Here is an 18,839-nt window from a genome sequence, read left to right as displayed (position 1 = left end):
GGGAACTTCACCGGCGGACCGGCTGCAAGGACAGTACCCTGTTCCGCGCCGCGCGGAAAGCCTATCCGCGAGGAGCCGGTCAAGCAGCCATCCCAACTTGACCCTACACTGGATATCGCGCGGATGCACTATCAAAGCCGCCGATTGTTACCGAATGATAGCAGGGCTGAGGCCGCCGCCACGCAAGGACCGCATGGCACCGCAACCTGATTTTGCCCGCGCTTATGTCGAATTTTTCCATATTTTTGCTGGAAAATACCAGAACTTGTGGTCGCTCTTCACTGGAACGGCTATTAGAAAGGCGCTAAAAGGATTTCAGGTTCGGCGTCGGTTCGTACGCCAAGACTGTTTCCCGCCGCTGGCGGAAAGGCTACTCTTAACCAAGGTCAACCAAGGTCCGCGCCCCACGCACGCATGGCCGCCACCCGCACCACCGAAGACACGGTTTCCCCAACCCCGACGCTGAAGGAGCGATTCCTGGCGTGGTGGGAAGGTATCGACTTGCCGCGGCGGGAAGGGGATGACGGTTCTGACGAGGTGACGGCACCCGGCGAGGTGCCGTCTGCGGATGGCAAGAACTTCAACCGTCGCGGCAAACCGCTATGGACCGCCACCCGTATCGAGGTGGTGGAGAAGATCTGGGGGCCGGGCTTCTCCTCCCCCGGCGGGGACGAGTTCATTCCCACCATCGTGAAGCCGCTGGGCCTGAACCCGGCCATGAGCGTGCTGGATATCGGCGCCGGTCTGGGCGGCGCCAGCCGCGCCATGGCCAAGCAGTACGGAACCTGGGTCACGGGGCTGGAGGCGAATCCGGTCCTGGCGGAAGCCGGCATGTTCCGGTCACAGAAATCCGGACTGGCACGTCAGGCCCCCGTTCAGTCGGCAAACCTGGAGAATTTCGCCTGGACCAAGCGGGTGGATGCCATCTTCTCCAAGGAGACCTTCTATACGATCCGCAACAAGGACAAGCTGATCGACAGCATCGAGGCCATCCTGAAGCCGCGCGGGCAGCTGCTGTTCACCGATTATGTCATCGACCGGGAACAGGCGCGTGGGCGCGATTTCGACGGCTGGATGAACCACGAGCCGGTGGAGCCCCACCCCTGGACGGTGGAGCAATATGCTTCCGCCTTGGCCCAACGGAACCTGGACATCCGCATCACCGAGGATAATTCCGAAATCCAGCGCAGCCTGATCCTGACCGCCATCCAGGAACTGGCCCGGCATCTGGAGACGGTGGCCATGGACCGCGATACCAAGCTGGCGGTGGTGGAAGAGGTGGAGATGTGGGCCCGCCGTCTGGCCGCCCTGTCATCGGGCCTGCGCTACTACCGATTCTATGCCATGAAGCCGGCGGAACTGACCTGATCCCCCGGATGGCGGCGCCCGGCGCCTGAGGGGGCAAATACATACCAAGGTCGGCGACCGCCGGCCCGCGCCACATGGCGCGCAAGCCAAGCCGCCGGATGGCGGCGCCCGGCGCCTGAGGGGGCAAAGTACACATGCGGGTGGGGGTTGCGCGCCATCATGGGTGCATGCGGTTGACAGGGGGCATCGCCGCGACTATGTTCCGCGCCTCGCAAAGAACCGCCTCCAGCGCCAGAGTTTTAATCATGAAGATCGTCAATTCGCTGAAGTCGATGAAGACCCGTCACAAGGCTTGCCGCGTCATCCGCCGCAAGGGCCGGGTCTACGTCATCAACAAGCTGAACCCCCGTTTCAAGGCCCGTCAGGGCTGAGGTCAGGGTGTTTGGATTGGCCGGGGCGGCTTCGTCCCGGCATGTGAGGAACCGCGCCCCTGGGCGCGGTTTTCGCTGTTTGGGGTTCCGTTCGCGCCCGCGCTGACGCATGATTCGGCCCGATCCTGATCGGGAAAGCCCTTCATGCCGTCCATGCCGCCGCCGGACCCTGACATTCTCGCCAAGCGACCGGTATTGCTGGCCCGCCTGCGTGCGGCCGTGCCCGGCGGCGTTATCGCCGACGAAACCTCGCTGCGCGCCTATGATACGGATGCGCTGGTGGCCTATCGGCAGATGCCGATGCTGGTCGTCCTGCCCCGCAACACGGGCGAGGTGGCCGAATCCTTGCGCATCTGTCGCCAGATGGGCGTGAAGGTCGTGCCGCGCGGGGCGGGCACGGGCCTGTCGGGCGGTGCCCTGCCACTGGCCGACGGGGTGCTGCTGGTCCTGTCGAAACTGTCGCGAATCGTGGAGATCGATTACGACAACCGTGTCGTCGTGGCCCAGCCCGGCGTCACCAACCTGGCCATCAGCCAGGCCGTGGCCGCGCGCGGCTTCTATTACGCGCCCGATCCTTCATCGCAGATCGCCTGTTCCATCGGCGGCAATGTCGCGGAAAATTCCGGCGGCGTGCATTGCCTTAAATATGGTGTCACCGCCAACAACCTGCTGGGTGTGGAGTTTGTGACCATGGCGGGGGAGGTGCTGCGCCTGGGCGGCAAGCATCTCGATTCGGCCCACTACGACCTGCTGGGCGTGCTGACGGGGTCGGAGGGGCTGCTGGGTGTCGTCACGGAGGTGACGGTGCGCATCCTGCCCCGGCCGGAAACGGCACGCGCCCTTCTGGTCGGATTCGACCGCACCCATGATGCCGCTGACAGCGTGGCTGCCATCATCGCCGCCGGCATCATCCCGGCGGGCATGGAGATGATGGACCGTCCCGCCATCCATGCGGCGGAGGATTTCGTGCAGGTGGGCTATCCGCGCGATGTCGATGCCCTGCTGATCGTGGAACTGGATGGGCCGGCGGCGGAGGTGGATGCGCTGATCACCCAGGTGGCCGCCATCACCAGCGCCCATGGCGGCCGTCCGCCGCGCCTGTCCACATCCGAATCGGAACGTCTGGCCTTCTGGGCGGGGCGCAAGGCGGCCTTTCCAGCTGTGGGCCGCATCAGCCCGGACTATATGTGCATGGATGGCACCATCCCGCGCAAGGCACTGCCCCAGGTGCTGGCCCGGATGACGGCGATGGAGGCGGAATTCGGCCTGCGCGTGGCGAACGTTTTCCATGCCGGCGACGGCAACCTGCACCCGCTGATCCTGTTCGATGCCAACAAGCCGGGTGAACTGGCACAGGTGGAGGCGTTCGGTGCCGCCATCCTGCGCCTGTGCGTGGAAGTGGGCGGCGTGCTGACCGGCGAACATGGGGTGGGCATCGAAAAGCGCGACCTGATGCCGGTTCAGTTCAGTGAAACCGACCTGGCCGTGCAGACCCGCCTGAAATGCGCCTTCGACCCGGCGGGCCTGCTGAACCCCGGCAAGCAGTTCCCGACCCTGCATCGCTGCGCTGATCACGGCTGGATGCGCAATGGCGGGCCGCAGGCGTTCGAGGCGATCCCGCGGTTTTGAGGGGGGATGGGGAGGTTTCAAGGAAGCCGGCATTCAGGCAGGAGTGATCCTCGGTCTGGTTGTTAATGCATAATTAATATAGTTCTATAGGGTGTATATCCTGACGTAACCAATACGCTCTGCGCGTACAAAATGATGGACGCCGATGCCTGATTGGGACAGGATAGAAATCGACTTGGATCATTTATCTGAGCATCCGGTTTGGGTGATTACGGCCCGCATGTCGGCTGGAATCCTGCGCCTGCTGGGTTTGGTGGAGATGTAGGGAAGACGGTTGCGCATCCAGAATGTGCATGTGGAAGGGCTATCGCCGGGGGCTTTGGGGCGCGCCGGTTTGAATGCCCTGGGCTATGCGTTGATGGAGGTTGCCGATGTCGACGAACTTGTCGTTCAGGGAGCGATTAGAACAACCGGTGCCCGTCCCGGCCGCCGCCCCGCTGCCTTCCGGCTCATCCGCCCATGCGGTTTTGACGCGGCAGGGTCCGTTGGATCGGCCCGTGACGGTGGCGGAGACCTTGCGCAATCTGGGGCTGACCCTGCGCCAGGCCCATACGATCCTGAATCGGCTGGTGGCTGATGAAGCGGTTGTCGTCAGCCTGCCCATGGTTGCCGATCCGGTTGCTACCGCTGCGGACCTTTGGCGGTTGGGTGTCGGAGTTGAATGGCGCCGCGCACCGGACAAGGTGGATGTGAAGGCCATCCGTGGGCGGCTTGGCCTGACACAAGCGGCGTTCGCGGCCCGCTTCGGTCTGGAGCTGGACAGCGTCCGCAACTGGGAGCAGGGGCGCTATGCCCCCGACCCGATCGCCCGAACCCTGCTGAAAGTGATCGACCAGTCACCCGAGGCCGTCGATCGGGTCGTAGCGGCATAGGCATAACCTTTAATAAGGCCGGGTTATCCACAGCCATATTATAGGTTTCGGCTAGATCGGATGGGGGCGGCCCCATGGGACCGCCCCGCACCATTCCTCAGTGCCGGAAGTGGCGCATGCCGGTGAAGACCATGGCCAGGCCGCGTTCATCGGCCGCCGCGATGACTTCCGCGTCGCGCATGGACCCGCCCGGCTGGATCACGGCCGTCACGCCGGCATCCGCCGCGGCCAGCAGGCCGTCGGCAAAGGGGAAGAAGGAGTCGGACGCCACGACTGATCCCTTCGTGCCCGCCTCCGTCAGTCCGGCGGCCTTGGCGGCGTCGGCGGATGCCGCCGCCCGGCGTTTGAGGGAATACGAAAACTCCCTCGCTCGGTCACGATCAAGGGAGTTTCGTATTACTTACTTTTCGCCTTTTCTATAAGAAATAATAAAATGACAATTAGAGGGAGAAAAATAACTAAGCACACGAAAAATGCCTTTTGGCTGCCAAAATAAATGGCCATTATTATAGAATATATCAGGCTTGCATTTATGACAAATACCCAAAATCGTTTTGTCCCAAATTTTGGAAATTTATCGTGCATATATATACACTTTATCTTCAACGTCAGCCGTTGAGTTCGATAACGGAAAATGCGGGGCGGCCCCACCCGGAGGGCCGCCCCGCCTGACGCTCAGTGCCGGAAGTGGCGCATGCCGGTGAAGACCATGGCTAGGCCGCGTTCATCGGCCGCCGCGATGACTTCCGCGTCGCGCATGGACCCGCCCGGCTGGATCACAGCCGTCACGCCGGCGTCGGCCGCGGCCAGCAGGCCGTCGGCAAAGGGGAAGAAGGCGTCAGAGGCCACGACGGACCCCTTGGTGCCCGCCTCGCTCAGGCCGGCGGCCTTGGCGGCGTCGGCGGACTTCCACGCGGCGATGCGGCTGCTGTCCACGCGGCTCATCTGGCCGGCGCCGATGCCGACGGTGGCACCGGCCTTGGCATAGACGATGGCGTTCGACTTCACATGCTTGCCCACGCGGAAGGCGAACAGCAGGTCGGCCAGCTCGGCCTCGGTCGGTGCGCGTTTGGTGACGACTTTCAGATCGGACTGGGTGATGCGGCCATTGTCGCGGGTCTGCACCAGATAGCCGCCGGATACCGACTTCACGGACAGGCCCGGCTCGGCCGGGTTCGGCATGGACCCGGTCAGCAGCACGCGCAGGTTCTTCTTCGTCGCCAGGAAGGCCTTGGCCGCTTCGTCCGCGTCGGGGGCGATCACCACTTCGGCGAACAGCTTGGCAATCTGTTCGGCCGTGGCGGCGTCCAGCGTGCGGTTCATGGCGATGATGCCGCCAAAGGCCGACACGGGGTCACAGGCCAGGGCGCGCGTGTAGGCGTCCAGCAGGTTCTCGCCCTCGGCCACGCCGCAGGGATTGGCATGCTTGATGATGGCGATGGCCGGGCGGTCGAATTCCGACACCAGCTCGAACGCCGCATCCGTGTCGTTCAGGTTGTTGTAGGACAGTTCCTTGCCCTGCAACTGCGTGGCCGTGGCGATGCCGGGGCGCTGGGCGCCGCTCGTGTAGAAAGCCGCCGACTGGTGCGGATTCTCGCCATAGCGCAGCGTCTGACGCAGTTCGCCGCCAAAGGTCAGGCGCTGGGGGTAATCCTCGCCCAACTGACCGGCGAACCAGCGGGAGATGGCGGCGTCATAGGCACCGGTACGGGCATAGGCCTTGGCCGCCAGTTTGCGGCGGAAGGACAGGGTCGTCTGACCGTCATGGGCGTCCAGCTGGGCCAGCAGCTCGGCATAGTCCGACGCATCGGTGATGACGGACACGAAGTCGTGGTTCTTGGCCGCACCGCGGATCAGGGACGGGCCCCCGATATCGATATTCTCGATGCAGGTCTCGAAATCCGCGCCCTTGGCCACGGTGGCTTCGAACGGGTACAGGTTCACGACGACCAGATCGATGCCGGGGATGTCATGGGTGGACATCGCCTCGGTATGGGTCGGGAAATCACGGCGGGCCAGGATGCCGCCATGGATCTTCGGGTGCAGGGTCTTGACCCGGCCGTCCATCATCTCCGGGAAGCCGGTATGGTCGGACACTTCCGTCACGGCAATGCCGACATCGGCCAGCGCCTTGGCGGAGCCGCCCGTGGACAGGATGTGAACGCCGCGCGCGGCCAGTGCCTTGCCCAGATCGATCAGGCCCGTCTTGTCAGAGACGGAGATGATGGCACGGCGGATGGGGACGAGATCGATGCTCATGGTCGTGGATCCTGGCGGATGATACGGGATGCAAAGAGGACCGGGCCGATCCATCTGGACCGGCCCGGGGTGAATGCCGACCTGATCGGCGTTAACTGTCTATATCGCTGCCTTCGCGGCGCAGGCCCCATTTGACCAGGGTCTCGCCCAGTTGCGTGAAGCCGCGCAGCACGATCTGGGTGGTCGGCCGCGGTTCGGCGCCCTGTCCCAGATAGATGCTGTCGGTGGTTTCGATCTCCGCCCCGCTGGCGCGGAACTTCCACAAGGCTCCCGACGGCAGACGCAGCAGCAAGGCCGCCTCATCCTCCAGCGTCGCCACGCGCACGCCCGGGTGCAGGTGGAAGCGTACGGTGAATTCATGGCCCGGCGTGCCGGTCAGCTTGTCCTGACCGCGCAGATCCTCCCCGCTTTCGGCCAGGAACAGGCGGCGGTGATGAATCATGCCGCCCCGGTCGAAATAGCCGTCATGATGGGCATCGACCAGCGTGCCTTCCTCCGCATCCTGGCGCAGGCAGGTCACCTTCTGCGGCCGGCGGCCCAGCCCGCCCTCGTCATTGATGCCGCTGGAGTTGATGTCGTCGATGGTCAGCGTGGAATGAGCCGCCGTCGCCGCCAGCGCTGCGCGCCACACACCCTGGTCCCCCGGATGGGCGCCGCAATTCACGATCAGCCGTTCGCGCCCGATGCTCATCTCGAACGACAGGGTGCCGGCATGGGCATGCTCGTCCAGGCCAGGGGCCGGCGGCACGCCGACATCCATCAGCACGCAGGTGCGGCCGGCGGTGATGCGTTCGAACCCGATATGCGGCGTGGATTTCAGCGGTCGGCCGCGTGCATCGGCCTGGCCCAGGACCGTGTCGATCAGCACCGCTTCGCCTTCCTGCGCGCCGTTGAACAAGGCAAGGCCCCCGTCGCCATGGCGGAAGAAACGCAGGGTCGGTGTCATGCGGTCGATGGCGTGCTGCAGCGCCTCCGGCACGTCGGCACGGGCCGCGCGGAAGCAGCCGCGCATATCGATCAGATGGCGCAGCACCAGAAGCTGGCTGGCCGGTGAATGTTCGACATGGCCGCCATCGGGCAGCACCTGCTTGGGCAACTCCCGCGTCAGCAGGGCGCGGGCGCGTTCCGTCACGCGCGACAGGCCGGGCAGGCACAGGCCGCCATAGACCATGCCCTTGATGGCAGTGATCAGGGGTTCCCCTTTCAGCCGGCCGGGAACGGTATGTTCCAGGAAGCGGACCTGCCGCGCCAGACTGTCGAACACGCGCAACCGCAGCTGGTCATCGGCGCTGGCCAGGAAGAAATCATGCTGGCCGATCCAGGCGGTGATGCGCGTCGCCACCAGATCCGGGGCCCAGGCCACGGGGTGCCAGCGCCGGCCGAACAGGTCCAGCCAATGGCTGACCAGCACGCGGGCCTGCCGGCGGGCGGCGTCGCCCCCCGTGGCGCGCAGATGCCGCAGCCAGTCGAACCCGTGCATCTCCGCCAGCCAGGGCGCCGAGGCCGACGGCTCCAGCCAGGGCGGCAATTCGCCCGCGAAGCTCTGCCCGGCGAAACGGAAGCGGTTGTTCAGCAGTTCCTGGCCGCGATGGGCGTCACCGGGCCAGGGGTCGGGCGGCACGAAGCCCAATTGCGCCGGCGCCGGCCCGGACAGGGCCATCATCTGGTAAAGCGCGGTGCCGCGGTACCAGCCGCCGGAGCCGGGCTTGAAACGCTTATGCGCAGCACCCGCCGTCATCGTGTCCGATCAACCGTTCTGGCCGCGCAGGGCGCGCATATTGGCCGCATAGGCCGATGGCCCGCCGACGAAAGTGGCCGTGCCCGCCACCAGGACATCGGCACCGGCCGCGATACACAGCTTTGCCGTCTCGACATTCACGCCGCCATCGACCTCCAGATCAATGGCGCGGCCGCCCTGGGCCTCTGACACCGCATTGATGCGGCGGCGCAGTTCCGTGATCTTGGGCAGTTGCGAGGTGATGAAGCTCTGCCCGCCAAAGCCGGGATTGACCGACATGACCAGCACCAGATCGACATCGCCCAGCAGGTAATCGACCATGGACAAGGGCGTGTGCGGATTAAGCACGATCCCCGGCTTCTTGCCCAGGCTGCGGATCAGCTGCACCGTGCGGTGCGGGTGCGGGCCGGCCTCGGGGTGGAAGCTGATGATATCCGCGCCGGCGTCGGCAAAGGCCTGCACAAACGGGTCGACGGGTGCGATCATCAGATGCACGTCGAAAATCTTCGCTGTGTGCGGGCGCAGGGCCTTCACGACACCGGGGCCGATGGTGATGTTGGGCACGAAATGCCCGTCCATCACGTCGATATGGATGTAATCGGCACCGGCCGCATCAATGGCGCGCACTTCCTCGCCCAGTCGGGCAAAGTCAGCGGACAGGATGCTGGGGGCGATCTTCACGGGCATGGTCGTCATGGCGGGCTTGGTACCAATAAGCGCGCGCGCAGACAAGCCGGGTTCGGCGCATGAAAGGGCGGTTCCGGGCACATGGCGGCACCCGGAACCGTGCTTCCGTCCGGCGTTACTTTACCGGATACAGCCATTGCAGTCCCTGGATCAGCCCGACAGGGAAGGTCGTTTCGTGGAAAGTGCCGGCGGACACGTCCGATATCACCTGCAAACCCGGATATTTTCGGGCGCGCAGGCGCTTTGCCATTTCCTGCTGGTCGCCGACCATGTCGTTTTCACGGTTATAGCGGCTGTCCTTCGATCCCGGCTTCACCGTCTCGAACGATCCGGTCATCATATAAAGTCTGGCCTTCAGGTCCTTGTGTGTCTTGGCATAGTCGGTCTCCAGCCTCCACAGCGCATGGTCGGCGTACCAGATGGACGGGCTGGTCAGGATATAGCTGCTGAAATGCTGGGGCTGGGTGAACAGAACCCACAGGCCGAACAGGCTTCCATAGGACTGCCCCACCAGGGTGCGGCGCGTGGGGTCGATGCGATAGGCACCTTCGATCACCGGCAGGGTCTGTTTCACCAGGAAATCCAGATAGGCCGCTGCCCCGCCCGAAACACCTGACAGGCTGGTGTCGACCCAGGGTGTCAGGTCGCGGCGCCGCGCGTCGGCCGGCGGCTCCCCCTTGGCGTTCGCAATGCCGACAATGATGAATTCCTCCAGCCGTTTCTGGCTGTGGCCCAGGGCGCTGATCCCGGTGGCGACCAGGAAGGTGTAGCCGCCGTCGGTCATGTACAATACCGGGTAGCGTTTTCCGGCATTCTTAGGCTCGGCATAGCCTGGCGGCACCCGCACGAACAGCTCATAGGTCCGGCCCGACACGGTGTCGCGGATGCTGTGGGTCGCGCTGCGCTCCATCTGATAGGCGGGCGGCGCGTCTTGGGCCTGGATCGTTGGCGGGGCGAGCAGCAGGGCGGCGGCCAGCAGCCAGGGCAAACGCATCGGCGGTATCTCATTCAGGTTGAATTCAGGTGGGTTACTTAGATTTCCTCTCAATCCCCGGTCAAGCCGATACGGCGCCGGTTGACGTCAAACCGCCGACAACCCACTCTGTTGTCACAGCCGATCACCTGCCAGAGGCGGCCATGGATAGCGTCAACCTTGCCGATGTCGCCAGCAACCTGAACCGCCTGATCGAGCGGGCGGCAGCGGGGGAGGAGATCATCATCTACCGCGCCGGCCGCCCCGTGGCCCGGCTGCTGCCGGCTGCCGGTGAGTTGGCCGCCAGCCAGGCGCAGGGCCCCCGCTCGTTCGGACAATTGGCTGGCCGTATCGTGATCCGGGATGACTTTGACGATCCCTTGCCGGAGGAAATCGCGAAGGCGTTCCGGGGCGAAGGGCCATGAGGCTGTTGCTGGATACGCATATATTGCTTTGGACGGCGGGCAACCCTGATCGCCTATCCTTGACGCTCCGGCAGGTGTTGGCCGCGCCGGAGAATCAGCTTTATTTCAGTATTGCGAGCGTCTGGGAGATTGCCATTAAAGTGGCAAGCAATCGGCTGGTTTTCCCGCTGGCAGAGCTCTCACAGACCTTGGCTGCGCAGCGTTTGACTTTGCTGGACATCACCATGCCCCACGCCCTGGCTGCGGCGGCCCTGCCGCCGCACCACAATGACCCGTTCGACCGTATGTTGATCGCGCAGGCCAGGATAGAGGCTTTGATGCTGGTGACGGCCGATCGCATCATTCCAACCTATGACGTGCCAATCCTGTCGGCGCGGATGTGAGAAAGGCGGTGGGCCATGGTGGAGGTGCATGTCATCCCGGCGCTGACCGACAATTACATCCACGTCGTGCATGACGCCGCCCACGGCCTGACCATCGTCGTCGATCCGGGAGAGGCGGAGCCGGTGCGCACCTTCCTGTCCGCCCGAGGCTGGCGCCTGACCCATATCCTGAACACCCATCACCATGGCGACCATATCGGCGGCAATGCCGACCTGCGGGCCGACAGCCATGCCATGCTGATCGGCCCACGGGCGGAGCTGGACCGCATTCCGGAGATGGACGCCACCTATGGCGACGGCGACAGCTTCCAGCTGGGCAGCCAGACGGTGCATGTTTTCGATACGCCGGGCCATACACGCGGCCATTGCGCCTTCTATTTCGAGCAGGCGCGGCGGCTTTTTTCCGGCGATACCCTGTTCTCGCTGGGCTGCGGCCGCCTGTTCGAGGGCACGCCCGCCCAGATGTGGGACAGTTTGTTGAAGCTGCGGGCCCTGCCCGGCGACACCATGGTCCATTGCGGGCATGAATATACGGCTGCCAACGGCCGCTTTGCCCTGACCATCGATCCCGACAATGACGCGTTGAAGGCGCGGGTGGAGGAGGTGGGGCGCCTGCGCGCCAAGGGCCTGCCCACCGTGCCCTCGCGTCTGGGGGAAGAGGTGGCGGCCAATCCCTTCCTGCGCGCCGACGATCCGGGCATTGCCACCCGCCTGGGCCTGTCCGCAGCGCCTGTCACGTCCGTCTTCGCCGCCATCCGCAAGGCGAAGGACGACTTCCGGGGCTGATGCCGAAGTCCCATCTTCCCACCCCCAGACAATCCAGAGCTGACCCATGAAGCTGCATTACAGCCAGACCTCCCCCTTCGTGCGCAAAGTGCTGATGGTCGCCTATGAGATCGGCATCGCCGACCGGATCGAACTTTGCCCCACCGATGTCTGGTCCCCCAACAGCACCGTCGCGCGTGAAAATCCCCTGTCCAAGATCCCGACCCTGCTGACCGAAGATGGCCTGGTGCTGTTCGACAGCCCCGTCATCGCCGAATATCTGGACAGCCTGCATGACGGCCGCAAACTGTTCCCGCCCGCCGGGCATGATCGCTGGGTGGCGCTGCGCCAGCAGGCGCTGGGCGATGGTATCTGCGATGCGGCCGTGCTGCGCCGGATGGAAAGCCTGCGCCCGCACAGCCTGCAATCCGCCGACTGGGATACCCGGCAGCGCACGGCCACGCTGCGCGCCCTGGACCGGCTGGAGGTGGAGGCAAAGGACCTGCCGCCGGCCGACCAGCCGACCATCGGCGGCCTGTCCATCCTGGCGGCCCTGGGCTATCTGGATTTCCGTTTCGGTCATGAACATTGGCGCACAGGGCGCTCCGCCCTAGCCCACTGGTTTGAAACGGTATCGAAACGGACCAGTTTCCTGGCTACCCTTCCGCCAACGGAATGAAGATGGACATGTTGACGCCGGAACAGATCATCGACCTGCTGGGCATGAAGCCCCACCCGGAAGGGGGCCATTATGTGGAAACCTTCCGGGCTGCGGCGCAAGGCGGCGGCAGGGCGGCGCATACGGCCATCTATTTCCTGCTGCGGGCGGGGGAGTGCTCGCACTGGCACCGGGTGCTGGACGCGGACGAACTTTGGCATTTCCATGCCGGGTCGCCCCTGGCGTTGCGCCTGTCGGCCGATGGGCGGGAAAGCGAAACCCGGTATCTGGGCGCCGATCTGGCCGCCGGTCAGCGGCCCCAGATCCTGGTCCCGGCCGGCCATTGGCAGGCAGCATCCAGTCTGGGGGGCTGGACCCTGGTCGGCTGCACCGTGGTCCCGGGCTTCGAATTCTCGAAGTTCGAAATGGCGCCGCCGGGATGGGAACCGGGGTCCCCGGTTCTCTTCGCTTAAACCGTCTCCGTCTTGAACGGCCTTGTCATCAGCGCGTCGATGATATCGTCCAGCTGCGCGCCATGGTTCAGCAGGGCATCGACCGCCTGGCACAGCGGCATGTCCACGCCCTTGGCCGCCGCCAGTTTGGTGACGGCGCGGGCAGTATAGACGCCTTCGGCCACCGACCGCCGCTCGCCCAGCACCTCCCCCAGCGTGCGGCCCTGGCCCAGGGCCGCACCCAGCGACATGTTGCGCGATTGCAGGGATGAACAGGTCAAGGTCAGGTCACCCAGACCCGACAGGCCCATCAGCGTTTCGGCCCGTGCGCCCAGCCGTGCGCCCAGGCGGGCGATCTCCGCCAGGCCGCGGGTGATCAGGGCGGCGCGGGCATTGTCGCCCAGATGGCGGCCATGGACGATGCCGCAGGCGATGGCCAGCACATTCTTCACGGCCCCGCCCACCTGCGCCCCGATCAGATCGTCGGACAGATAGGGGCGGAAGGTGCGCCCGCCCAGGGCAGCCAACAGCTTCTGGCCCAGCCCTGTGTCGCGGATGGCCAGCGTCACGGCCGTGGGCAGGCCCTTGGCCACTTCCGCCGCGAAGGTGGGGCCGGACAGCACCGCCAGCGGATGGTCACCCAGTTCCGCCTCCGCCGCCTCGCTCATCAGGCAGCCTGTATCGATCTCGATGCCCTTGGCGCAGATGACCAGCGGCACGCCCGGCTTCAGGTCGGGTTTCAGCGTGCGGCAGGCGGCGCGCAGATGCTGGGCCGGGGTGACCAGCAGGATGGCGTCGGCGTCGGCCGCTTCCGACAAGTCCGCCGTTGCCCGGATGGCCCGGTCCAGCGCGATGCCGGGCAGGAACAGGCTGTTCTCGTGCCGGCTGTTCACGCTTTCCACCACGTCGGCCTCGCGGGCCTGCAACACCACCTCGGCCCCGGCGCGCGCCGCCGCCATGGCCAATGCCGTGCCCCAGGCTCCCGCCCCGATCACACCGATGCGCCGCATGGGTCCGTTCCCCTCTTCCAATACTTCATCCGGGGCATGGCAGCGCCCGTTCCTGCACAGGCTTAGCGCGCGGACAGACAAAAATAAACAGGGCCGGGCGACATCGGCCACCCGGCCCTGGCTTTGACGCAGGATGCCGCCCCTTACTGCTGTGCGGCAGAGGCCTGGATCTGGCAGTTCTGGCCGCGGGTTTCGCATTGCTGCAGGGCGGCGGCACGCGCCTCCTCCTCGCTGTCGCGCACGACCCAGCCAAAGGCGCCGTCGTCGGACGTGGCCAGGGCCTTGGCCCCCTGCGCCTTTTCGTAATCGGCCAGGACCTCTCCCTTCAGGTCGGCGGCGTCGATATGGTTGCGGGCGACTTCACCCAGCGCCGTACCGCCGGCCACCGCCTGGCCATCGACGGAGATGACGCGGCAGGTTTCGACCGACACCTCGGCGCAGCGCGCCAGGGCGGCCACGCGCGCCTCGCTGCTGTCCACGCCGGAACTGTAGCCCACGGCACCGTCATCGGCGATGGCCAGTGCCTTGTGGCCCGGCAGCTTTTCATAGAATGCGATGGCCTCCTGGCCCACGCCGCTGAGATTGTCCAATGCCTTGTCCGGCGCGCTGGCGGCCAGGGCCAGCACGGGCAGGGCCAGGGTGATGGCCGTGGCGGTCAGGGCGGTCTTGATGGTCTTCATTGTTGCCTCCTCGCTTCTCGGACCAGCCCGCCCGGTGTCGGGCGGCGTCAACAGCCCAACATCAGGCGGATGGCTGGGTTCCCGGCCCGGTGTCGATGTCATGAAATCACCTTGCTTTGGCCGGATTGGCCTTAATCCCGCCACCGCTGCGCCATTGGCAGAGGGCCGGCCGACGGGCATGATGGGTGTTCATCCGCAATAAGAGCGGGGAGGGGGTGACCATGCGCCTGTTCGACGATGCCATCGCACCAACACCGCGCCGCGTGCGCATGTTCCTGGCCGAGAAGGGGTTGGAGATCGACCGGGTGCCGGTCACCATCGGCAAGGGGGAACATCTGTCCCCCGATTACCGGGCCAAGGTGCCCAGCGGCCGGGTGCCGGCCCTGGAACTGGACGATGGCACGGTGATCAGCGAAAGCGTCGCCATCTGCCGCTATATCGAGGAACTGCATCCCGAACCCAATCTGATGGGCCGTGACGCCAAGGAACGCGCCCTGATCGAGATGTGGCAGCGGCGGATGGAGTTCGAGCTGCTGCTGCCCTTTGCCGGCGTCTTCCGCCATACCCACCCCAAGATGGCGGCCCTGGAACAGCAGGTGCCTGCCTATGCGGAGGTGCAGAAGCCGCAGGCGGAAAAACGGCTGGCCCGGCTGGACCGCGACCTGTCGCTGACCCGGTACGTGGCCGGGGACCGGTTCACGATTGCCGACATCACAGCCTTCACCACCCTCACCTTCTTCCCACGCCTGTGTGGTATCAGCATCGATGACCGTTATCCGCATGTGCGTCGCTGGCTGGATGACATATCGGCACGGCCGTCGGCGGCGGCCTGAACAATCCTATCCGGGTATCTCCATCGGACAGGTTGTTGAAATGCGGCCATAATTCGGCTTTGGTAAAGGCGATTTCTCAACGACTTCCTGCTAGACATTGATAATCATCGCCTTTAGCTTGGCGACAACGCGGGACGTTTTTCAGGTCGAAGGGGGATTGGGGCATGGCATTGACGACCATCTGGCGGCGATCGGCTACCTCTTCCAAGCGGCTGGTTACGGCCGCTGCGCTTGCCGCCCTGGTCGCCATCGCCTCGCCCCTGGCAGCCCTTGCCAAATACGCCTCCATCGTCATCGACGCCAAGACGGGCGAAGTGCTGCACGAAGCCAGCGCGGATACGCGCAACTTCCCCGCCAGCATGACCAAGATGATGACCCTGCATCTGGCCTTCGATGCCCTGGATGCCGGCAAGCTGCGCCTTAACCAGACTTTGCCCGTGTCGCGCCATGCCTCCTCGATGGAACCCAGCAAGCTGGGTCTGCAGCCGGGTGACACGATCACGGCCGAACAATGCATCCTGGCCCTGGTGACGAAGTCGGCCAATGACTGCGCCGTCGTCCTGGCCGAAGCCCTGGGCGGCAGCGAGCCGAATTTTGCCCGCATGATGACGGAGCGTGCGCGGCAGCTGGGCATGACGCGGACCACCTTCCGCAATGCCTCGGGCCTGCCCAATGCCGGCCAGCTGTCCACCGCGCGGGATTTTGCCCGATTGGCGCAGAGCCTGATCTATGACCACGCGAAATACTATCCGTACTTCGCGACCCGCAGCTTCACCTACAAGGGTGGGGTGAATATCAACCATAACCGTCTGATGACGCGCTATGACGGCATGGACGGTCTGAAGACCGGTTATATCCGGGCTTCCGGTTTCAATCTGGCCGCATCGGCCGTGCGTGACGGACGGCGACTGATCGGCGTCGTGTTCGGTGGCCAGACCGGGACCTGGCGCGACAATCACATGGCTGATCTGCTGGACGATGCCTTCACCGGCAAGCGGGTGGCCCCGATGCTGGTGGCTTCCAACCAGTCGAAGCCCGCCAAGGGCAAGGCGCGCAAGCCGGCACCGGCAGCCGATGAAGGCGTGGTGGCCGCCGTGTCCAGCAGCATTGTCGGCACCGCCAATGCCGCCCCGGTTCAGGCCAGCGTTGCCGCCGCCCCGCGTGCGGCCGGGGGCTGGGCCATCCAGGTCGGCGCCTATAATGACAAGTCGCTGGGCCAGCGCGCCGTCAGCCAAGCCACACAGCGGGCCGGCACGCTGCTGGACAATGCCACACCGCAGGTGATGGAAGTGTCCACGTCTAAGGGTTTGCTCTACCGCGCCCGACTGGTCGGGCTGGATGAAAAGACGGCCCGCCGTGCCTGCGCGCAACTGGCCAAGTCTGGCCAGAACTGCCTGACCCTGCCGCCGTCGGCCGGTCTCTGACCTGGACAGGCCCCATTCGACATCCTGTGCGGCACGGCCCGTCCCCATGACGGGCCGTTTGCATTTGTTGCGCTGTAATCGATGTCTTTTTGTCCCATTGGCGTACCGTTCCCCGCTTGCCCGTTGACGCGGCCGGGCTTTGGTCCGTAAAAGCTGCAATGTTGTTAACCATATGCAGTTCCCCGCCTGTCGGCGGGATCAGGCCCCCGCGGACGAATGACGGGTGGCGAGGATTGGGGAATGGATCGGGTGCAGACCATTGCGGTCATCGAGGATGAGGTCGATCTTCGTCAACTCCTGACCGGATTCCTGGACAGTCATGGTTATCGGGTTGTCGCGGCCCCGGATTGGGCGACCTTCCGCCAGCAGTTGGCTGTGCAGGAGCCGGATCTGGTCATCCTGGATATCGGGCTTCCCGATGCCAGCGGTTATGAGATCATGCAATGGCTGCGTGAACGGCCGGCCGGCGGTCCCTCCATCATCATCGTCACCGGCGCCAGCAGCCCGCAGGACCGTTCCATGGGGCTGGATCGTGGCGCCGATGATTATGTCTGCAAGCCGTTCGATCTGGGTGAACTGCTGTCGCGGGTCCGGGCCGTCCTGCGCCGGACGGCACCGGCCAAGACCGCCGTCGGCAGCGCCGGGCAGGACCTGCATCTGCGCTTCGGCCCCTGGCTGCTGAAACGGGATGAACGTGTCCTGATCCATGAGGCTGAACAGCGCGTCGTCGATCTGACGGCCATGGAATTCGATCTGCTGCTGGTCATGGTGCAGCGCCCGCATCAGGTCCTGTCGCGGGAGGATCTGCTGCACCTGGCCCATACCCGCCGCGCCGACCCGTTCGACCGGGCCATTGATGTGCGTATCACGCGCCTGCGCAAGAAGCTGGAAATCAACCCCGCGCATCCCGGCTATATCCGGACCATCCGCGGCTGCGGCTATCTGTTCGATCCCGATGGCACGGTTTAAGGCTTGTTGCGCCCCAGCCGCCGGACCGCATCCACGGCCACGGCTGCCGCGTGCAGGGCCGCCGTGGCCGCCCGGTTGATGATGGCGATTTCCCCGCGATAGATCTGGGCCAGGGCGGCCCGCATGCTGCCGATGCCGTTTTCGGCCAGGGTGTGGAAGCGCCGGGCGCTGACCAGCCAGATGGGGCTGAACAGCCAGGACAGCGCGATCACGGTCACCGCCAGCTGGTGTGCCTGGGCGTCAATGGCGGCGATCGACAGGCCGGCGGCCGACAGCACGAAGCTGAATTCGCCCAGGCCGCCCATGATGACCCCGGCGGGAAAGGCCCGTTCCCACGGCTCGCCCAGCAGGTGCAGGGTGGCGACATTGATGGCCGACTTCACCGCCGTCACCGCGAACAGGACCAGCAGCACCTCCGCCAGGTTCCGCCAGACGAAGCCCAGATCGATCATCAGGCCGATGGACAGGAAGAAGACGACGATCAGGACCGACTGGATGGGGCGCGTGGCCCGCAGCGACAGGGCGCGGCCGTCAGAATTGCCCAGCATGAAGCCGGCGATAAAGGCGCCGAATGCCGCCGACAGGCCGACGACGCCCGTGGCCGCCGCCATGGTGAAGCAGAAGGCCAGTGCCGCCAGGGGAATGACCTCTTGGTTGCGCTTGAACCACTCGCCATGGGGGACGGTCAGCCGGTCATGACGGGACAGGAACCAGACCAGCCCGCCCAGGGCCGCCATGGCCGCCCCCAGCTTGGCCAGCACGGCGACCGACAGGCCACCACCGCTGCCCATGCCGTTGGTGATCAGCAGCAGGGGCACGAAGGCCAGATCCTGCGCGATCAACACGCCGACGGTGACGCGGCCCGTCTCCGTCTTCAGCTCCCCCACATCCTCCAGCATCTTGATGGCGACGGCGGTGCCGGACAGGGCCATGATGAAGCCCATGACGATGGCGCGCGGCCATGGCCAGCCCAGCAGCAATCCGGCCATCCCGGTAACGGCCAGCGACAGGCCGATCTGGCAGGCCACGGCCCCCAGCGCCAGCTTCCACACGGCCTGGAATGCCTTCACCGACAATTCCATGCCGACCAGGAACAGCAGCATCAGCACGCCCAGTTCGGCCAGCGTCTGGATGCCGTCCGACGTCTCCACCAGGCCAAAGCCGCCCGGCCCCAGCACGATGCCGGCCACGATATAGCCGACAATGGCCGGTTGCCGCAGGCGCGACAGCACCAGACCGCACAACAGGGCGACGGAGGTGACGATGGCGATGCCGGTCAGGTCGAAATGATGCTGCACCCGTGTGTGACCCTGGGTTCCGGGAAAGGCTGGCGGCGATTGTCA

19 protein-coding genes and 1 pseudogene are annotated in these 18,839 nt (G+C 65.2%); 12 read left to right on the top strand and 8 right to left on the bottom strand.

All coding sequences use genetic code 11. The features are described 5' to 3' along the window. The first annotated feature begins 414 nt into the window (after positions 1 to 414). The 4 genes from ACODTW_RS18215 (at position 415) to ACODTW_RS18200 (ending at position 4,240) form a co-directional block, all read left to right on the top strand. Positions 415 to 1,368, top strand: coding sequence for a methyltransferase domain-containing protein (locus ACODTW_RS18215; protein WP_488947480.1), 954 nt, complete (start codon positions 415 to 417; stop codon positions 1,366 to 1,368). 245 nt (positions 1,369 to 1,613) lie between these two features. After that, the gene (gene ykgO / locus ACODTW_RS18210) at positions 1,614 to 1,739 is read left to right on the top strand and encodes a type B 50S ribosomal protein L36 (RefSeq protein ID WP_029014073.1); all 126 of its coding nucleotides are present in this window, start codon (positions 1,614 to 1,616) and stop codon (positions 1,737 to 1,739) included. Between the two features lie 153 nt (positions 1,740 to 1,892). Next, the gene (locus ACODTW_RS18205; RefSeq protein ID WP_488947514.1) at positions 1,893 to 3,368 is read left to right on the top strand and encodes an FAD-linked oxidase C-terminal domain-containing protein; all 1,476 of its coding nucleotides are present in this window, start codon (positions 1,893 to 1,895) and stop codon (positions 3,366 to 3,368) included. A 371-nt stretch (positions 3,369 to 3,739) separates the two neighbouring features. Further along, entirely contained in the window at positions 3,740 to 4,240 is a 501-nt protein-coding gene (locus tag ACODTW_RS18200; RefSeq protein WP_488947479.1) for a helix-turn-helix domain-containing protein, read from the top strand. Positions 4,241 to 4,337: 97 nt separating this feature from the next. Here ACODTW_RS18200 and purH (ACODTW_RS18195) read toward each other — a convergent pair. The 5 genes and pseudogenes from purH (ACODTW_RS18195) to ACODTW_RS18175 all read right to left on the bottom strand — a co-directional run. Further along, positions 4,338 to 4,562: pseudogene (gene purH, locus ACODTW_RS18195) on the bottom strand (bifunctional phosphoribosylaminoimidazolecarboxamide formyltransferase/IMP cyclohydrolase); the annotation flags it as partial. A gap of 353 nt (positions 4,563 to 4,915) precedes the next feature. Beyond that, positions 4,916 to 6,499: a bifunctional phosphoribosylaminoimidazolecarboxamide formyltransferase/IMP cyclohydrolase gene (gene purH, locus ACODTW_RS18190; protein WP_488947478.1), complete on the bottom strand. Its 1,584-nt coding sequence runs from the start codon at positions 6,497 to 6,499 to the stop codon at positions 4,916 to 4,918. Positions 6,500 to 6,590: 91 nt separating this feature from the next. Beyond that, positions 6,591 to 8,237: a heparinase II/III family protein gene (locus ACODTW_RS18185; protein WP_488947477.1), complete on the bottom strand. Its 1,647-nt coding sequence runs from the start codon at positions 8,235 to 8,237 to the stop codon at positions 6,591 to 6,593. Between the two features lie 9 nt (positions 8,238 to 8,246). Next, on the bottom strand, positions 8,247 to 8,933 hold the full coding sequence (gene rpe, locus ACODTW_RS18180; RefSeq protein WP_488947476.1) for a ribulose-phosphate 3-epimerase: 687 nt from the start codon (positions 8,931 to 8,933) through the stop codon (positions 8,247 to 8,249). A gap of 106 nt (positions 8,934 to 9,039) precedes the next feature. After that, positions 9,040 to 9,918, bottom strand: coding sequence for an alpha/beta hydrolase (locus tag ACODTW_RS18175; protein WP_488947475.1), 879 nt, complete (start codon positions 9,916 to 9,918; stop codon positions 9,040 to 9,042). Between the two features lie 143 nt (positions 9,919 to 10,061). Here ACODTW_RS18175 and ACODTW_RS18170 point away from each other — a divergent pair, with 143 nt between their 5' ends. Genes ACODTW_RS18170 through ACODTW_RS18150 form a run of 5 tightly spaced genes read left to right on the top strand, consistent with a single transcriptional unit; the run spans position 10,062 to position 12,601 of the window. Then, the gene (locus ACODTW_RS18170; protein WP_488947474.1) at positions 10,062 to 10,322 is read left to right on the top strand and encodes a type II toxin-antitoxin system Phd/YefM family antitoxin; all 261 of its coding nucleotides are present in this window, start codon (positions 10,062 to 10,064) and stop codon (positions 10,320 to 10,322) included. Beyond that, positions 10,319 to 10,705: a type II toxin-antitoxin system VapC family toxin gene (locus ACODTW_RS18165; RefSeq protein WP_488947473.1), complete on the top strand. Its 387-nt coding sequence runs from the start codon at positions 10,319 to 10,321 to the stop codon at positions 10,703 to 10,705. The genes ACODTW_RS18170 and ACODTW_RS18165 overlap by 4 nt, the downstream gene beginning before the upstream one ends. 15 nt (positions 10,706 to 10,720) lie before the next feature. After that, entirely contained in the window at positions 10,721 to 11,491 is a 771-nt protein-coding gene (gene gloB / locus ACODTW_RS18160; RefSeq protein WP_488947472.1) for a hydroxyacylglutathione hydrolase, read from the top strand. A 46-nt stretch (positions 11,492 to 11,537) separates the two neighbouring features. After that, the gene (locus tag ACODTW_RS18155; protein ID WP_488947471.1) at positions 11,538 to 12,149 is read left to right on the top strand and encodes a glutathione S-transferase N-terminal domain-containing protein; all 612 of its coding nucleotides are present in this window, start codon (positions 11,538 to 11,540) and stop codon (positions 12,147 to 12,149) included. Positions 12,150 to 12,151: 2 nt separating this feature from the next. Next, complete coding sequence (locus tag ACODTW_RS18150) at positions 12,152 to 12,601, top strand: cupin domain-containing protein (RefSeq protein WP_488947470.1); 450 nt, start codon at positions 12,152 to 12,154, stop codon at positions 12,599 to 12,601. On the opposite strand, the gene ACODTW_RS18145 is transcribed toward ACODTW_RS18150, so the two are convergent. Both ACODTW_RS18145 and ACODTW_RS18140 read right to left on the bottom strand, forming a co-directional pair. Beyond that, positions 12,598 to 13,590, bottom strand: a complete 993-nt coding sequence (locus tag ACODTW_RS18145; protein WP_488947469.1) for an NAD(P)H-dependent glycerol-3-phosphate dehydrogenase — start codon at positions 13,588 to 13,590, stop codon at positions 12,598 to 12,600. The genes ACODTW_RS18150 and ACODTW_RS18145 overlap by 4 nt on opposite strands. 143 nt (positions 13,591 to 13,733) lie before the next feature. Then, positions 13,734 to 14,270: a DUF4189 domain-containing protein gene (locus ACODTW_RS18140; RefSeq protein ID WP_488947468.1), complete on the bottom strand. Its 537-nt coding sequence runs from the start codon at positions 14,268 to 14,270 to the stop codon at positions 13,734 to 13,736. 185 nt (positions 14,271 to 14,455) lie between these two features. On the opposite strand from ACODTW_RS18140, the gene ACODTW_RS18135 reads away from it, so the two are divergent. The 3 genes from ACODTW_RS18135 to ACODTW_RS18125 all read left to right on the top strand — a co-directional run bounded on the left by ACODTW_RS18135 (position 14,456) and on the right by ACODTW_RS18125 (position 17,496). Next, complete coding sequence (locus tag ACODTW_RS18135) at positions 14,456 to 15,103, top strand: glutathione S-transferase family protein (protein WP_488947467.1); 648 nt, start codon at positions 14,456 to 14,458, stop codon at positions 15,101 to 15,103. A gap of 164 nt (positions 15,104 to 15,267) precedes the next feature. Further along, entirely contained in the window at positions 15,268 to 16,527 is a 1,260-nt protein-coding gene (locus tag ACODTW_RS18130) for a serine hydrolase (RefSeq protein WP_488947466.1), read from the top strand. Between the two features lie 240 nt (positions 16,528 to 16,767). Beyond that, positions 16,768 to 17,496, top strand: coding sequence for a response regulator transcription factor (locus ACODTW_RS18125; RefSeq protein ID WP_488947465.1), 729 nt, complete (start codon positions 16,768 to 16,770; stop codon positions 17,494 to 17,496). On the opposite strand, the gene ACODTW_RS18120 is transcribed toward ACODTW_RS18125, so the two are convergent. Then, positions 17,493 to 18,794 carry a cation:proton antiporter gene (locus tag ACODTW_RS18120; RefSeq protein WP_488947464.1) on the bottom strand — a complete coding sequence of 434 codons (1,302 nt, stop codon included), beginning with the start codon at positions 18,792 to 18,794 and terminating at the stop codon, positions 17,493 to 17,495. The genes ACODTW_RS18125 and ACODTW_RS18120 overlap by 4 nt on opposite strands. Between the last annotated feature and the right edge of the window lie 45 nt (positions 18,795 to 18,839).

This window comes from Niveispirillum sp. FG148 (genome assembly GCF_057809655.1).
The sequence above is the reverse complement of the archived record's forward strand: the minus strand, read 5'-3'. Positions and strand labels throughout refer to the sequence as shown.

Excerpts from the sequence above, each read along its gene's own strand:
- ACODTW_RS18125 (WP_488947465.1), top strand. The coding sequence starts at position 16,768 with ATGGATCGGGTGCAGACCATTGCGGTCATCGAGGATGAGGTCGATCTT.
- gloB (WP_488947472.1), top strand. The coding sequence starts at position 10,721 with ATGGTGGAGGTGCATGTCATCCCGGCGCTGACCGACAATTACATCCAC.
- rpe (WP_488947476.1), bottom strand. The coding sequence starts at position 8,933 with ATGACGACCATGCCCGTGAAGATCGCCCCCAGCATCCTGTCCGCTGAC.
- ACODTW_RS18205 (WP_488947514.1), top strand. The coding sequence starts at position 1,893 with ATGCCGCCGCCGGACCCTGACATTCTCGCCAAGCGACCGGTATTGCTG.
- purH (WP_488947478.1), bottom strand. The coding sequence starts at position 6,499 with ATGAGCATCGATCTCGTCCCCATCCGCCGTGCCATCATCTCCGTCTCT.
- ACODTW_RS18170 (WP_488947474.1), top strand. The coding sequence starts at position 10,062 with ATGGATAGCGTCAACCTTGCCGATGTCGCCAGCAACCTGAACCGCCTG.
- ACODTW_RS18150 (WP_488947470.1), top strand. The coding sequence starts at position 12,152 with ATGGACATGTTGACGCCGGAACAGATCATCGACCTGCTGGGCATGAAG.
- ACODTW_RS18175 (WP_488947475.1), bottom strand. The coding sequence starts at position 9,918 with ATGCGTTTGCCCTGGCTGCTGGCCGCCGCCCTGCTGCTCGCCCCGCCA.
- ACODTW_RS18185 (WP_488947477.1), bottom strand. The coding sequence starts at position 8,237 with ATGACGGCGGGTGCTGCGCATAAGCGTTTCAAGCCCGGCTCCGGCGGC.
- ACODTW_RS18215 (WP_488947480.1), top strand. The coding sequence starts at position 415 with ATGGCCGCCACCCGCACCACCGAAGACACGGTTTCCCCAACCCCGACG.
- ACODTW_RS18200 (WP_488947479.1), top strand. The coding sequence starts at position 3,740 with ATGTCGACGAACTTGTCGTTCAGGGAGCGATTAGAACAACCGGTGCCC.
- ACODTW_RS18140 (WP_488947468.1), bottom strand. The coding sequence starts at position 14,270 with ATGAAGACCATCAAGACCGCCCTGACCGCCACGGCCATCACCCTGGCC.
- ACODTW_RS18165 (WP_488947473.1), top strand. The coding sequence starts at position 10,319 with ATGAGGCTGTTGCTGGATACGCATATATTGCTTTGGACGGCGGGCAAC.
- ACODTW_RS18145 (WP_488947469.1), bottom strand. The coding sequence starts at position 13,590 with ATGCGGCGCATCGGTGTGATCGGGGCGGGAGCCTGGGGCACGGCATTG.
- ACODTW_RS18130 (WP_488947466.1), top strand. The coding sequence starts at position 15,268 with ATGGCATTGACGACCATCTGGCGGCGATCGGCTACCTCTTCCAAGCGG.
- ykgO (WP_029014073.1), top strand. The coding sequence starts at position 1,614 with ATGAAGATCGTCAATTCGCTGAAGTCGATGAAGACCCGTCACAAGGCT.
- ACODTW_RS18155 (WP_488947471.1), top strand. The coding sequence starts at position 11,538 with ATGAAGCTGCATTACAGCCAGACCTCCCCCTTCGTGCGCAAAGTGCTG.